Below are 13,262 nucleotides of genomic sequence, written 5' to 3'. Positions count from 1 at the left end.
CGGTCAACAGACCTTCTCGACGATGGAGAGCATGACCCCGCGTCGCCTCGCCCTCCTCGCCGTGCCCGTCGTCCTGGTCCTGGGCCTCACCGCCTGCGGCGGAGACCCCGAGGACCCGGAGACGGTCACCGAGACCGTGACGGCGGACGCGGACGCGGACGGAGACGTGGACGGTGGCGCCGCGGACGACGGCTCCGCGGACGACGGGACCGCGGGCGCCGGGACGGCCGACGACGCGACGGACCGTCAGGTGTTCGCCGAGCACGGAGCCCGGGACGCCCGCGTCGACTGTGCCGGCGGCGCGGTCGAGATCAGCGCGGACGGCGCGGACGTCGACGTCGTGGGCGGGTGCTCGACCGTCGTCCTCACGGGCCACGGGACCGAGGTGGACGTCGAGGCGAGCGACCTCGAGAGCCTCGAGATCTCCGGGAACGACGCGCGCGTGGACGTCGACGGCCATGTCGAGGCCCTCGCCGTCTCCGGTCACGGCGCACGGGTCGAGGTCGGCAGCGTGGCGACGGTGCAGGTCAGCGGCAACGGTGTGCGCGTCTCGTACGAGAGCGGCGACGCCCCGACGGTCGACGACGGCGGCGAGGGGACCTCGGTCGTCCGGGACTGACCACCGGTCCCGGACTGACCATCGTCCCGGACTGACATCGTCCGGGACTGACCATCGTCCCGGACTGACATCGTCCGGGACTGACCGACTTCCGGGACCGGCGCCCCTGCACGTCGCTTCTCAGTCGTGCCAGGCGCCGACCCACTCGTCCCAGTCGGGGCCGTCCGCGAGCGCGACGCCGTCGGCCGCCTGCTCGCGCAGGCCACGCAGCACGAGCGCGAGGTAGCGCAGGTGCAGCGCGTCGGACTGCTCGCGGGGAAACGGCAGCGGTGGGCGGAGGTGCACGAGGAGCTGCATGACGTCGGCGGCGGTGAATCCGTCGGGCACGCGGCGTGCGGTCCGGTCGTGCGCCACGAGCCGGTCCAGCCCGGCGCGCAGGTGGTCCGACGCGGCGGCGAGCTCCGGCGGGATGGGGCTCTGCGCCCCCGGTGGGCGCAGGAGCGGCCCGGACGCCTCGGTGATGTGCCGCGCGAGGAGCTCGGCGACGGCGCCGTGGTCACGCTCCGCTCCCGTCCCGTCCGGCCTGCCGTCCGCCCCGTCGTCCGGCACGTCGTCCCGGCCGGCGTCCCGAGCGTCGGCGATCGACGTCGCGACGTCGGCGAGGTCCCGGACCCCCGACACGTGGAGCGCCTCGACCAGTGACTCCTTGGTGGGGTAGCGCCGGTACACGGAGCCCACCCCGACCCCGGCGCGCTGCGCGACGTCCGCGACCGAGGCGCCGTGCCCCTGGGCCGAGAAGACCTCCCGCGCGGCGGCGAGGATCGCCGTGTCGTTGGCCCGGGCCTCTCGCAGGCGGCCGGACAGAGCGGGGCGGTCGGGGGCGTCGTCGGGCATGCGATCACCGTAGTGGGGTGCGCGGTACGATGGGCTATCGGAACGAATGTTCCGTTCCGATCTACCGCTGACGAGAGCGAGCTCCTCCCGTGACCACCGGCCTCACCACTACCGCGCCCAGCGCACCGCCCGAGACAGCAGGCCTACAGCGTCCGGGCCTCGTCACGGCGGCTCTCAGCGTCGTCGTGCTCGCCTTCTCGCTCATGCAGACCCTCGTGGTGCCGGCCCTGCCGACGCTCGGGCGAGAGCTCGACGCCGGACCCCAGGGGACGGGCTGGATCCTCACCGCCTTCCTCCTCGCCGGGGCCGTGCTCGCACCGGTGGTCGGCAACCTCGGCGACCGGTTCGGTCACCGGCGCGTCCTGCTCGGCACCCTCGGCGTCTTCGCGCTCGCCACGCTCGCCGCAGCCGCCGCGCCGAACCTCGGGGTGCTCCTCGGGGCGCGCGTCGTCCAGGGCGTCAGCACGGCGACGTTCCCGCTCGCGCTCGCCCTCGCCCGGCACCTGCTGCCCGCGCCCCGGGTCGCCGCGGCGTTCGGGTGGATCTCGGGGATGATCGGGCTCGGTGCGGGCGCCGCGCTCGTCCTCGGCGGCGTGATCGTCGAGGCGCTGTCCTGGCGGTGGATGTTCGTGCTGGCCGCGGTGCTCGTGGTGGTGGCCGCCGGGCTGGTGCTCGCGTGGGTCCCGACGGCGACCGCGCCCGTGGTGCGTCGTCGGACCGACTGGCCCGGGATCGTGCTCCTCGCCGGTGGTCTCGTCGGGGTCCTGCTCGCCGTCTCCCAGGGTGGTTCGTGGGGCTGGGCGTCGCCGCCCACGGTCGTGGTGGGCGTGGCCGGCGTCGCGCTGCTCGCCCTGCTCGTGCTCGTCGAGCTGCGCCGGGACGCACCGCTCGTGGACGTCCGCACGTTCCGGCACAGCCCGCTCGCGCTGGTCAGCGTCCTGACGGTGGCCGTCGGCTTCGTGCCGTACGTCTGCTACGTCGCGCTGCCGGTGCTCATGCAGGCTCCGACGAGCACCGGGTACGGGCACGGGTTGGACGTGACGGCGTCGGGCCTCGCGATGCTGCCGAGCGCGATCCTGGTCTTCCTCGGCGGCCGGTTCACGCCCGTCCTCGTGGCGCGCGTGGGAGCTCCCGCCACGTCCGGCGTCGCGGTCGCGGTCATGCTGGCGGGCTCCGTCGGGCTGGCGCTGTGGCCGACGGTGCCGTGGGCAGTGGTCGTCGCGTTCTCCGTCCTGGGGCTCGGCAACGGCATCGGGTACGCGATCTGCGCGCAACTCGTCGTCGCGTGGTCGCCGCCCGAGGAGATCGGGGCGGCGACGGGTCTCAACAGCGTCATCCGCACCGTCGGCTCGGCCGCCGCGGCGCCCGTCGTCGCGGCGCTGCTGGCCGCGGGGTCCACGAGCGCCGACCCGGGTCGGCCGTTCGCCGCGGCGTTCTGGGTCGCCGCCGCGGTCAGCGCGGTCGGCGTCGTCGTCGCCGTGGCGCTCGTCGTCCTCAGCCGATCGACCCGCCCTGGACGGGAGCGTCCATCGCGGCCTTGAGGCGCGCGGTGTCGGCGTCCGTCCATCCGTCCGGCGCGTGCAGGGCCGCGAAACCGTCGGCGTACTCGAGCTTGTAGACGTGCCCGTGCCCGGGCGGGATGTCGGACGCCGCCGCGACGAACAGGTCGCCCGTGAGCTGCCAGAACGTGACGAAGGGGTACCAGTTGACGTCGCCGAGGACGTCCGGTCCGCGCGGCTCGCGCAGCCAGTCGGGCTCCGACCACAGCGTCTCGGGCGACCACCACGTGACGCCGTCGGACGCGTGCTGCAGGTAGACGACGCGTGGTTCCTCCCACCGCGGTCCCGGTCCCCACACGTCCGCGACCCCGGTGCGGACCGGGTCGCCCCAGCGGACCTGCCGGCCGCCGTCGAGCACGGGCGCGTACTCGAGCGACCCGGCGTCCCGCGCGTCGGTGACCTCGCGCCACAGCGGCGTGAACCCGGGCGTCCCGGTGAACATCGCGCCGTCGGTCCTGGCCTCGAGGTCCTGGACGCCGCTGAACGCGCCCTGCATACCGAACGACCCGAGGGAGATGCCGAACGTGAGGAGGCGGGGACGGTCGTCCTCGGGCAGCTCGGACCACCGGTCGTACACCGCCTCGAACAGCGCCTTGCCCGCGGCAGGCGGCGTGGACCGGTCGCCGACGAAGCTGATCCAGCTCGGCAGGTACGAGTACTGCATGCTCGCGATCGCGGTGTCACCGCCGTGCATGAGCTCGAGCGCCTCGGTCATGGCCGGGTCGACCCAGCCGGTCCCCGTGGTCGTCGCGACGACGAGGACGGACCTGTCCCACGCATCGGTCCGGTCGAGCTCGTCGACGACGCGTGCCGCCGTCGCGTCGAGGTCGCCGTCGGCGTCGAGTCCCGCGTACGCGTGGACCGGCTCGCGCACGTCCGCGGGGTCGACGACGTCGCCCGCCTGCGCGAAGGCGCGCAGCTCGTCGAGGGTCGGCCCGGAGACGACGAACTTGCGGCCCTCGGCGCCGAGCGAGTCCCACGACTCGGGGGACGCCTCGGACCCGGACCGCTCGGGCCGGGTCGGCGGTGTGAGCCGCGGGTCGATCTCGTCGTTCGCCGTCGCGAAGATCGAGTTCATCGCACTGAGCACGCCCGACCAGATCACGCCGTTGACGACGAGCACGAGGACGACCGCGACGACCAGTCCGCTCACGAACCGCGCGACGGCCGCCGGGACGACGTTGTCGACGAGCAGGCTCAACCAGTGCGCGAGCCGGCGCAGCCCCCGCGCGGCCTGGAGGACGAGCAGCGCGAGGGCCACGGCGAGGAGGAGCGTCACGACCTCACGACCGGGCACGTCCTCCGCCATGCCGAACAGGTGCCGCAGCTCGATCTGCCGCCGAGCCCCGAGGACGAGCGACAGCGGGACGGCGACGATCGTGGCCCCGGCGAGCACCCACCACGCGACGCGGCTCGCGCGCGCGGTCCACCGGATCCGCAGCCCGACCTTCACCGCGAACCACTCGACGAGCGCCCCGACCCCGTACCCGCCGATCGCGCTCACGCCGGAGATCACCGCCTGGTAGTACCAGGCGCGCGGGATGAGCGACGGCGTGAACGACACGCAGAACCACAGCAGGGCGAGCGCGAGCCCGGTCGCGGAGAACCGCCGCACCCACCGCCCCCACACCCCGTGCCGCCGGGGCACGTCCTCGACGGGCTCAGGGACACGGATCTCCGTCAGGGTGGGCTGCACCCCGAGAGCGTAGGCGCGCGAGCGACGATCGACCCGCCGAACCGAGACCAGGGTGAGACGACGCCGGGAGGGGTGGGTGGGGGTGCCGCGTCGTGGTGGGACTGGCGGGAGCCGCGAGGAACGAGCGGCGGATGGTAGACGCGGCGCCCCCACCCACCCCTCCACCCGAGGTGACCGACACCGAGCAAGAGCTACGCCTCGAGCAGCAACGCCTCTCCCTGCCCACCGCCACCGCACAGCCCGACGGCGGCCCGTCCGCCGCCACGGCGCGCCAGCTCGTGCGCCGCGTGGACCGCGAGCCGCGCGCCCGACGCGCCGATGGGGTGGCCGAGCGAGATCCCGCCGCCGTGCACGTTGACGATCTCGGGGTCGACGCCGAGCACGCGCGTCGAGACGGCGACCACCGTGGCGAACGCCTCGTTGATCTCCACGAGGTCGAGGTCGTCGACCGACCAGCCCGCCCGGTCGAGCGCCTGCCGGATCGCGCGGGCGGGCTGCGAGTGCAGGGACGTGTCGGGTCCGGCGACCTGTCCCCACGTGCGCACGGTCGCGAGCACGGTCGCGCCGGCGGACTCGGCCCGGGCGCGTGTCGTGAGGACGAGCGCCGCGGCGCCGTCGGAGATCTGCGACGCGTTGCCCGCGGTGATGGTGCCCTCGGTGTCGAACGCCGGGCGGAGTCGCGCGAGGCCCTCGACGGTCGTGTCGGGGCGCACGCCCTCGTCGTCGCGGACCTCGACGGGCTCGCCCCGGCGCTGCGGGACGCTCACGGGGGCGAGCTCGGCGTCGAGCAGGCCGTCCTTGGCCGCGGCGGCCGCCCGCTGGTGCGAGGCGGCGGCGACGGCGTCCTGCTCCTCCCGGGAGACGAACACGTCCCCGGTGTTGGTGCGCTCGGTCGAGACGCCCATCGACGCGCGGTCGAACGCGTCGGTCAGGCCGTCGCGCGCGACGGCGTCGACGAGCGTCGCGTCGCCGAACGCGAACCCGGCCCGGGAGCCCGGCAGGAGGTGCGGCGTGTTCGTCATGGACTCCTGGCCGCCGACGAGCACGACCTCGGCCTCGCCGGACCGGATCAGCCGCGTCCCGTCGATCACCGCCGTGAGCCCGGACAGGCACACCTTGTTGACGGTCACCGCGGGGACCTCCCAGCCGACGCCCGCGGCGGCCGCGGTCTGCCGCGCCGGGTTCTGGCCGGCGCCCGCCTGGAGCACCTGCCCGAAGACCACGGCGTCGACGGCCTCCGCGCCGAGCCCACAGCGCTCGATCGCGGCGCGCGCGGCGACGGCGCCGAGCTCGACGGCGGTCAGCGCCGCGAGCGAGCCCTTGAGCCGCCCCTGGGGCGTGCGGGCGGCGGAGACGATGACGACGTCGTCCGGGCGGGCGGCGGGGGTGACATCGGGCCGGGCGGCGGGGGTGACGTCGTGGGAGCGGGACGTGGTGCTCACTGCTGGACCTCCTGGGGTGCGGACGGCGCTGTCTGCGCGGGCGCCGGGGGTGTGGCGCCGCTGCTTCCCACGCTACCCCGGGCGCGTGCGGTCACGACGTGGCGAGCGGTGCGTCGTCGAGCGCTACGACGAGCTCCGGCTCGGTCGCCGCGCGCACGTCGTCGACGCTCACGCCGGGTGCGGTCTCGCGCAGCACGAGACCGTCCGGCGTCACGTCGAGCACGGCCAGGTCGGTGACGACCCGGTGCACGACGCCCCGCCCGGTCAGCGGGAGGGAGCACGACCGCAGGATCTTGGGCGACCCGTCGCGCGCGACGTGCTCCATGAGCACGATGACGCGGGCGGCGCCGTGCACGAGGTCCATCGCGCCGCCCGGACCCTTGACCATCTTCCCCGGGATCATCCAGTTCGCGAGATCGCCGCCCTCGGAGACCTGCATGCCGCCGAGGATCGCCGCGTCGATCTTGCCGCCGCGGATCATGCCGAAGCTCAGCGCGGAGTCGAAGAACGCCGCGCCCGGCAGGACGGTGACGGTCTCCTTGCCGGCGTTGATGAGGTCGGGGTCGACCGCGTCCTCGGTCGGGTAGGGCCCCACGCCGAGGATCCCGTTCTCGGACTGCAGCACGAGGTGCTTGTCGGCCGGGACGTAGCTCGGCACGAGGGTCGGCAGACCGATGCCGAGATTGACGTACCAGCCGTCCTGGAGCTCGCGCGCGGCGCGCGCGGCCATCTCGTCACGGGTGAGCGGCATGTCTCAGCCCTCCTTCGCTGTGGGGACGGCGGGAGTGGTGCCCGACGCCGCGGGCGCGGGCCGGTCGGTCTGCGCGGCGGTGCGGACCGTGCGGCGCTCGATGCGCTTGGGTGCGTCGGGCCCGACCTCGACGACCCGGTGCACGAACACGCCGGGCAGGTGCACGGCGTCGGGGTCGATCTCGCCGGGCTCGACGAGCTCCTCGACCTGCGCGACGCACACGCGGCCGGCCATCGCGGCGAGCGGGGAGAAGTTGCGCGCCGAGCGGTGGAACACGAGGTTGCCGTGCCGGTCCCCGCGCAGCGCGTGGACCAGCGCGAAGTCGGTGGTGATCGCGTCCTCGAGCACGAACTCCGCCTCGTCGGCGAACGAGCCGTCCCGGCCGCGCGGGCCCACACCGAACGTCCGCACCTCCTTGGGCGCGCTCGCCTGCGCGACGCCGCCCGCGCCGTCGTACCGCTGGGGCAGGCCGCCCTCGGCGACCTGGGTGCCGACGCCCGTGCGGGTCCAGAACCCGGCGATCCCTGCGCCGCCGGCCCGCAGCTTCTCGGCCAGCGTGCCCTGCGGCGTGAGCTCGAGCTCGAGCTCGCCCGAGAGGAACTGGCGCTCGAACTCCTTGTTCTCGCCGACGTACGAGCTCGTCATCCTCCGGATGCGGCCCGCGCCGAGCAGCACGCCGAGCCCCCAGTCGTCGACGCCGCAGTTGTTGCTCACGACCCACAGGTCGCGCGTGCCCTGCGCGAGCAGCGCCTCGATGAGCGCGATCGGGTTGCCGCACAGGCCGAACCCGCCGACGGCGAGCGACGCGCCGTCGGGCACGTCGGCCACCGCCTCGGCCGCCGACGCGACGACCTTGTCGAGCCCGGGTCGCCGGTCCGGGTGGGTGCGGCCCGGAGCGGGCGGGGGAACGGGTGGGCTCGTCAGGCTCATGGCGCGACCTCCTCGTCACGGCCGCCGCCCGGGGGTGGTGGACGACGGCGCACCGGCCGCGCGGCGACCGCGCCGCGCGGGATCTTCGTGGGTCGATCATCCCGCGCCGGACGGTGTCCGGGCGACCGGTGCGCCGCGCGCTCGTCGCGCGCCGGGCCGTCAGTGCTCGAGCCGGTCCTTCTCGTCGCCGATGAGCTCGGTGACCTCGTCGGGCAGGTCGTCGCGGTTCATGTCGTCGGAGCGCGCCTTGCGTGCGTCCCACCGCAGCGAGAACGCGGCGAGCACGGCGGCGATGGTCGACGCCGCGAGGATCGCGATCTTCGCACCGTCGGTGTGCTCGGCGTCGGGGAACGAGAGCTCGGCGACGAGGAGCGACACCGTGAACCCGATGCCGGCGAGGAGACCGACGGGCAGCAGGTCGCGCACGCCGATCCCGGCCGCGAGCCGCAGCGGTGTGAAGCGCGTGACGAGCGCCGTGACCCCGAGGACGCCGACGACCTTGCCGACCACGAGCCCGAGGACGATGGCGAGCACGACGGGCTGCGTGAGGACCTCACCGACCGGAGTCTCGCCGCCGACGATCGAGACGCCCGCGGCGAAGAACGCGAACACGGGCAGGGCGATGCCCTGGGAGATCGGCCGCATCGTGTGCTCGAACCGGTGGGTGCGCGACTGCGTCTCCCCGTGCACGACGAGCGCCGGCACCGTGAAGCCGAGGAGCACGCCGGCGATCGTCGCGTGGACGCCCGACTCGTGCATGAACGCCCAGGCGACCGCGGCGACGGGGAGCAGGAGCCACCAGTGCGTGCGCCGGGCGCGCACGAGGACCGCGAACACCGCGACGGCGAGCAGCGCGAGGCCGAGATAGCCCCACTTCAGCTCCTCGGTGTAGAAGATCGCGATGATGACGATCGCGAGCAGGTCGTCCACGACGGCGAGCGTGAGGAGGAACGTGCGGATCGCGACGGGCAGGCCGCGGCCGAACACGGCGAGCACGCCGAGCGCGAAGGCGATGTCGGTCGCCGTCGGGATGGCCCACCCGTGCAGCGCGCTCCGGTCGCCGGTCACGAGCAGCACGACGACGAAGATCAGTGCCGGCACCGCCATGCCGCCGACGGCGGCGAGCATCGGCACCCCGGCCTGCTTCGGGTTGCGCAGGCTCCCGGCCACGAACTCCTGCTTGAGCTCGACGCCGACGACGAAGAAGAAGATCGCGAGCAGACCGTCGGCCGCCCAGGTCTCGAGCGTGAGGTCGAGGTGCAGCGGGGAGGAGGGTCCGACCACGGTGTCGGACAGCGTCTGGTAGGCCTCTCTCCACGGCGAGTTCGCCCAGATCAGCGCGACGAGGGCGGCGCCGATGAGGAGCGCGCCCCCCGTCGTCTCGCGGCTGGCCCAGCGGCGCACGCGGGTACCGCGGGTCGGGGTGGTCGGGGCGGGAGAGATCATGGTGCTCCAGGGGTCGGCTAGCACGAGAACGGCCGGAGGGGTCCCCGGCCGTCGCCGACCAGACTTCCCGGCACACCGCGTCCGATCCTACGTGCCTTCGTGACGGGGTGCCCCGTCGTCGTCGACCTCGCGCGCGAGCTCGAGCAGCCGCGTGACGGTGTTCCAGTTCCGGCCCGTCACCGGTGTGCCGGCGGCGCGCGAGAGCACGGTCGTCGTGAGCGGCGAGCGGCCGATGCCGTCGGGAAACCGTGCGTAGAGGACGCCGTGCGCGACGGCGAGGCTCTCACGCCCCGCGTGCGACAGGTCCAGCCGCGCGACCCCCGCGGCGTCCACCGGCTCCTGCCCGACGAGCACGAGCAGGTGCGACGGGTCCTCGCGCGCGGCCTTCGGCCACGGGACGTCCGCGACGATCCGTTCGAGCTGTGCGGTGGTCAGCACGACGACGGCCGCGTCGGCGCCGAACTCCTCGGCCACGCCGTCGTGGACGAGGCGCGCGACGTCGTCGGCCGACCGCACACCGGAACTGCCGGGCGCGACCACGAGGTTGCCGCTGTTGACGATCGTGCGGGGCGACGCGAACCCGAGCTCGCCGGCCAGGGCGCGCAGGCGCGTCGACGGGACCTTGCGTCCGCCGACGTTCACGGCGAACAGCAGCGCGGCGTAGCTCATGGCACCTCCGGGGGACGGCGGTCGGACCAGGGCGCCGCCTGCTCCAGCAGCGCGGCGAGGCACAGCAGCAGCGCGTCGTCGCCGTGGGCGGCGCCGAGCATGACGCCGACGGGGACGGCGCGCGTCGCGCCGTCGGGGTCCGAGACGCGGGCCTCGCCGATCGGCAGCGAGATCGCCGGGCGGCCCGTGAGGTTGAAGACGCTCGTCCACGGCGTGAACGCGGTCTGCGCGGCGAAGTCGGCGGCCGGGTCGTCGTCGAGCCGCTGGGAGCCCACGAGCGCCGGCGGCTGGGCGAGCGTCGGCGACACGACGACGTCGACGTCGGCCCACGCCGCGGCGACCTCGCGCGCGAGGGCCTGCACCCCGGCGAGCGCCGTCGCGTGCTCCAGCCCCGTGACCGCGCGTCCGCGCTCGCGCAGCCACCGCGTGAGCGGCACGAGGCGGTCCTCGCGGTCCGGCGGCACGGGCGCCTGGAGCGCGCCGACGGACCACAGGGCCGCGAACGCGTCCCAGCGCTCGGCGGGGAACGGGGGAGCGACCTCGACCACCTCGTGCCCGGCGGCGGCAAGCGTCGCCGCGGCCGAGCGGGCCGCACCTGCGCACGCCGGGTGCACCGCGGCGTCGGCGGCGATCACGGGGTCGAGGAGCAGGCCGACGCGCAGAGGCCTTCCGTGCGACCCGTGCCGGACGGGCACGGCGAGCGCCGCGGCGAACGACCGCGGCGGGCCGTCCGCGCCGGCAAGGAGCTCGCGCGAGCGCGTGCCCGACGGCGCGACGTCGCCACCGGTGAACGTGTCGCCCGGCCACGGGCGCGCGAGCACGTCGAGGAACGCCGCCGTGTCCCGGACGGACCGGGTGAGGACCCCGTGCGTGGCGAGCCCCGCGCCGTCGACCCCGGACGGGCCGGGGCTCACCCGGCCGCGCGAGGGCTTGAGCCCGACGAGGCCGCACGCGCTCGCGGGGATGCGCAACGAACCGCCGCCGTCGCTGCCGTGCGCGACGGCCACGACGCGCCCCGCGACCGCCGCGGCGGCACCGCCGCTCGACCCGCCGGCCGACCGGGCGAGGTCCCACGGCGTACGGGCGGGCGGGCCGACGTCGGGCTCGGTGTAGCAGGGCAGCCCGAGCTCGGGCGTCGAGGTCTTGCCGACCAGCACGGTGCCCGCCGCACGCAGGAGCGTCACGACGCCGTCGTCGACCGCGGGCGTGAACGGGTCGAGGGCCGCCGACCCGGCGCGCATCGGCACCCCGGCGACCATCGTGAGGTCCTTCACCGGGCACGGGACCCCGAGGAACGGGGGGAGCGCGTCGGGGTCGTCGGCGGTCCCGTCACGGCGTGCCGCGACGAGCGCGGCCTCGGCCGCCTCGGCCTGCGTGCGCGAGAGCTCGGGCGCCAGCGCCGCGAAGGCGCCGAGCGCCGCGCCCGTCCGCTCGGCGGCCTCGAGGGTGGCGGCGAGCACCTCGGTCGGCGAGACGTCGCCGGCCCGGAGCGCCCGCGCGAGCGCGGTCGCGTCGAGATCGTGCAGGTCGGGGAGGCCCATGCGCCCGACGCTACCGGGACGGTCCTCTCGGCACCGGACGTGCTCGACGTGAACGCCGGGTTAAACCTCGGCGACACGAGGGCGCAGGGCTGGTGATCGGAATCACACGGGCGTAGTTTCGCGAGGGACGGACGGCACCATCGCCGTCCTCCGGGAGGCCAGCCGATGGGGTTCATGCTCCGCTCAGGAGGGCCGGCACCGGCGCTGCTGAGCTGTGCCACTCCTGGCACGTCAGCACATCGGCCGGTCGCCTGCCTCGCCCAGAGAGAGAACGGCGCACGTGCGCCGGAGGGGAGCCCTCGTGGTCCACACCTCACCCACCCCCGGTCCTGCCCCGGACGGCGACGGACTACGGACGTTCGTCGTCGACACCTCGGTCCTCCTGAGCGACCCGCGCGCCATCGGGCGGTTCGCCGAGCACGACGTCGTCCTCCCGGTCGTCGTCATCACGGAGCTCGAGGCCAAGCGGCACCACGCCGAGCTCGGGTACTTCGCGCGCAGCGCGCTGCGCATGCTCGACGAGCTGCGCGTGAAGCACGGTCGCCTCGACGCGCCGATCCCGGTCGGCGACGTGGGCGGCACGTTGCGCGTCGAGCTCAACCACACGGACCCCACGGTCCTGCCGGCCGGGTTCCGCCTGGGCGACAACGACACGCGCATCCTGTCCGTCGCGGCGAACCTCGCGGCCGAGGGTCACGACGTGACGGTCGTGTCGAAGGACCTGCCGATGCGCGTCAAGGCGTCGGCCGTCGGGCTGCGCGCGGAGGAGTACCGGCACGAGCTCGCGGTCGACTCGGGGTGGACCGGCATGAGCGAGATCTCGTTCACGGACGAGGAGACGGCCACCCTGTGGGAGCACGAGTCCGTCGAGATCGCGAGCCTGGATCCCGCTGTGGTGGAGGCGGCCGGAGCCCTGCACTGCCACACGGGGCTCGTGGTGCACTCGCCGCGCGGGTCCGCGCTCGGCCGGGTCACGGCCGACAAGCACGTGCAGCTCGTGCGCGGCGACCGGGACCTGTTCGGGCTGCACGGACGTTCCGCGGAGCAGCGGGTCGCGATCGACCTGCTCCTCGACGACAGCGTCGGGATCCTCTCCCTCGGCGGTCGCGCGGGGACGGGCAAGTCGGCGCTCGCGCTGTGCGCCGGGCTCGAGGCCGTCATGGAGCGCCGCAAGCACCGCAAGGTCATGGTGTTCCGACCCCTCTACGCCGTGGGCGGCCAAGAGCTCGGGTACCTGCCGGGATCCGAGGCCGAGAAGATGAACCCCTGGGCGCAGGCGGTGTACGACACCCTCGGCGCGCTCGTCTCCCCGCAGGTCCTCGACGAGGTGATCGAGCGCGACATGCTCGAGGTCCTGCCGCTCACGCACATCCGCGGCAGGTCCCTGCACGACGCGTTCGTCATCGTCGACGAGGCCCAGTCGCTCGAGCGCAACGTGCTCCTGACCGTGCTCTCGCGCATCGGGCAGTCGTCGCGCGTCGTGCTCACCCACGACGTCGCGCAGCGCGACAACCTGCGGGTCGGGCGGCACGACGGCGTCGCCGCGGTCATCGAGGCGCTCAAGGGCCACCCGCTGTTCGCGCACGTGACGCTCACGCGCTCCGAGCGCTCGCCCGTGGCCGCTCTCGTCACGGAGATGCTCGAGTCCATCGAGGTCTGACCTCGTGAGGTAGAGCCCTGGTCGTCGACCAGGGCTCTACCTCACGGCACTCCGAGAACGCGACTCCGGGAGCGACGGGTAGTCGTGAGCGACGTCACCCGGGCAGGGACGGGCG

At 74.7% G+C, this 13,262-nt stretch carries 11 protein-coding genes; 3 read left to right on the top strand and 8 right to left on the bottom strand.

The genetic code is table 11. The features are described 5' to 3' along the window. Positions 1-31 precede the first annotated feature (31 nt). Complete coding sequence (locus AC4H2G_RS14405) at positions 32-619, top strand: DUF3060 domain-containing protein (RefSeq protein WP_494366405.1); 588 nt, start codon at positions 32-34, stop codon at positions 617-619. Positions 620-739: 120 nt separating this feature from the next. Here the strand turns inward: AC4H2G_RS14405 and AC4H2G_RS14400 are convergent, their stop codons facing one another. Next, a complete protein-coding gene (locus tag AC4H2G_RS14400) occupies positions 740-1,453 on the bottom strand; it encodes a TetR/AcrR family transcriptional regulator (protein ID WP_494366404.1) in 714 nt (237 codons plus the stop codon). 89 nt (positions 1,454-1,542) lie between these two features. Here AC4H2G_RS14400 and AC4H2G_RS14395 point away from each other — a divergent pair, with 89 nt between their 5' ends. Continuing rightward, on the top strand, positions 1,543-2,994 hold the full coding sequence (locus tag AC4H2G_RS14395) for an MFS transporter (RefSeq protein ID WP_494366403.1): 1,452 nt from the start codon (positions 1,543-1,545) through the stop codon (positions 2,992-2,994). On the opposite strand, the gene AC4H2G_RS14390 is transcribed toward AC4H2G_RS14395, so the two are convergent. The 7 genes from AC4H2G_RS14390 to AC4H2G_RS14360 form a co-directional block, all read right to left on the bottom strand. Continuing rightward, entirely contained in the window at positions 2,948-4,708 is a 1,761-nt protein-coding gene (locus tag AC4H2G_RS14390) for an alpha/beta hydrolase (protein ID WP_494366402.1), read from the bottom strand. The two genes, AC4H2G_RS14395 and AC4H2G_RS14390, sit on opposite strands and share 47 nt — an antisense overlap. Positions 4,709-4,899: 191 nt before the next feature. Then, complete coding sequence (locus AC4H2G_RS14385) at positions 4,900-6,066, bottom strand: acetyl-CoA C-acyltransferase (RefSeq protein WP_494366467.1); 1,167 nt, start codon at positions 6,064-6,066, stop codon at positions 4,900-4,902. Between the two features lie 175 nt (positions 6,067-6,241). After that, positions 6,242-6,901: a CoA transferase subunit B gene (locus AC4H2G_RS14380; RefSeq protein WP_494366401.1), complete on the bottom strand. Its 660-nt coding sequence runs from the start codon at positions 6,899-6,901 to the stop codon at positions 6,242-6,244. A gap of 3 nt (positions 6,902-6,904) precedes the next feature. Further along, a complete protein-coding gene (locus tag AC4H2G_RS14375; protein WP_494366400.1) occupies positions 6,905-7,831 on the bottom strand; it encodes a CoA transferase subunit A in 927 nt (308 codons plus the stop codon). A gap of 159 nt (positions 7,832-7,990) precedes the next feature. Continuing rightward, entirely contained in the window at positions 7,991-9,277 is a 1,287-nt protein-coding gene (gene nhaA / locus AC4H2G_RS14370; protein WP_494366399.1) for a Na+/H+ antiporter NhaA, read from the bottom strand. 87 nt (positions 9,278-9,364) lie between these two features. Next, positions 9,365-9,946 (bottom strand): DUF1697 domain-containing protein, encoded by a 582-nt coding sequence (locus tag AC4H2G_RS14365; RefSeq protein WP_494366398.1) that lies wholly within the window; start codon positions 9,944-9,946, stop codon positions 9,365-9,367. After that, entirely contained in the window at positions 9,943-11,487 is a 1,545-nt protein-coding gene (locus AC4H2G_RS14360; RefSeq protein ID WP_494366397.1) for an amidase, read from the bottom strand. Before AC4H2G_RS14360 ends, AC4H2G_RS14365 begins: the two co-directional genes overlap by 4 nt. Before the next feature lie 301 nt (positions 11,488-11,788). Between AC4H2G_RS14360 and phoH2 the strand changes: the two genes are divergently transcribed. Continuing rightward, the gene (gene phoH2, locus AC4H2G_RS14355; RefSeq protein ID WP_494366396.1) at positions 11,789-13,147 is read left to right on the top strand and encodes an RNA 5'-3' helicase PhoH2; all 1,359 of its coding nucleotides are present in this window, start codon (positions 11,789-11,791) and stop codon (positions 13,145-13,147) included. Positions 13,148-13,262: the final 115 nt, after the last annotated feature.

The organism is Cellulosimicrobium sp. BMG9.23, assembly GCF_059159985.1.
This window is presented reverse-complemented; position numbering and strand designations above follow the sequence as displayed.

What these genes read in the sequence shown, in the direction of transcription:
- AC4H2G_RS14365 (WP_494366398.1), bottom strand. Translation starts at nt 9,946, where the DNA reads ATGAGCTACGCCGCGCTGCTGTTCGCCGTGAACGTCGGCGGACGCAAG.
- AC4H2G_RS14360 (WP_494366397.1), bottom strand. Translation starts at nt 11,487, where the DNA reads ATGGGCCTCCCCGACCTGCACGATCTCGACGCGACCGCGCTCGCGCGG.
- AC4H2G_RS14405 (WP_494366405.1), top strand. Translation starts at nt 32, where the DNA reads ATGACCCCGCGTCGCCTCGCCCTCCTCGCCGTGCCCGTCGTCCTGGTC.
- AC4H2G_RS14380 (WP_494366401.1), bottom strand. Translation starts at nt 6,901, where the DNA reads ATGCCGCTCACCCGTGACGAGATGGCCGCGCGCGCCGCGCGCGAGCTC.
- AC4H2G_RS14400 (WP_494366404.1), bottom strand. Translation starts at nt 1,453, where the DNA reads ATGCCCGACGACGCCCCCGACCGCCCCGCTCTGTCCGGCCGCCTGCGA.
- AC4H2G_RS14375 (WP_494366400.1), bottom strand. Translation starts at nt 7,831, where the DNA reads ATGAGCCTGACGAGCCCACCCGTTCCCCCGCCCGCTCCGGGCCGCACC.
- nhaA (WP_494366399.1), bottom strand. Translation starts at nt 9,277, where the DNA reads ATGATCTCTCCCGCCCCGACCACCCCGACCCGCGGTACCCGCGTGCGC.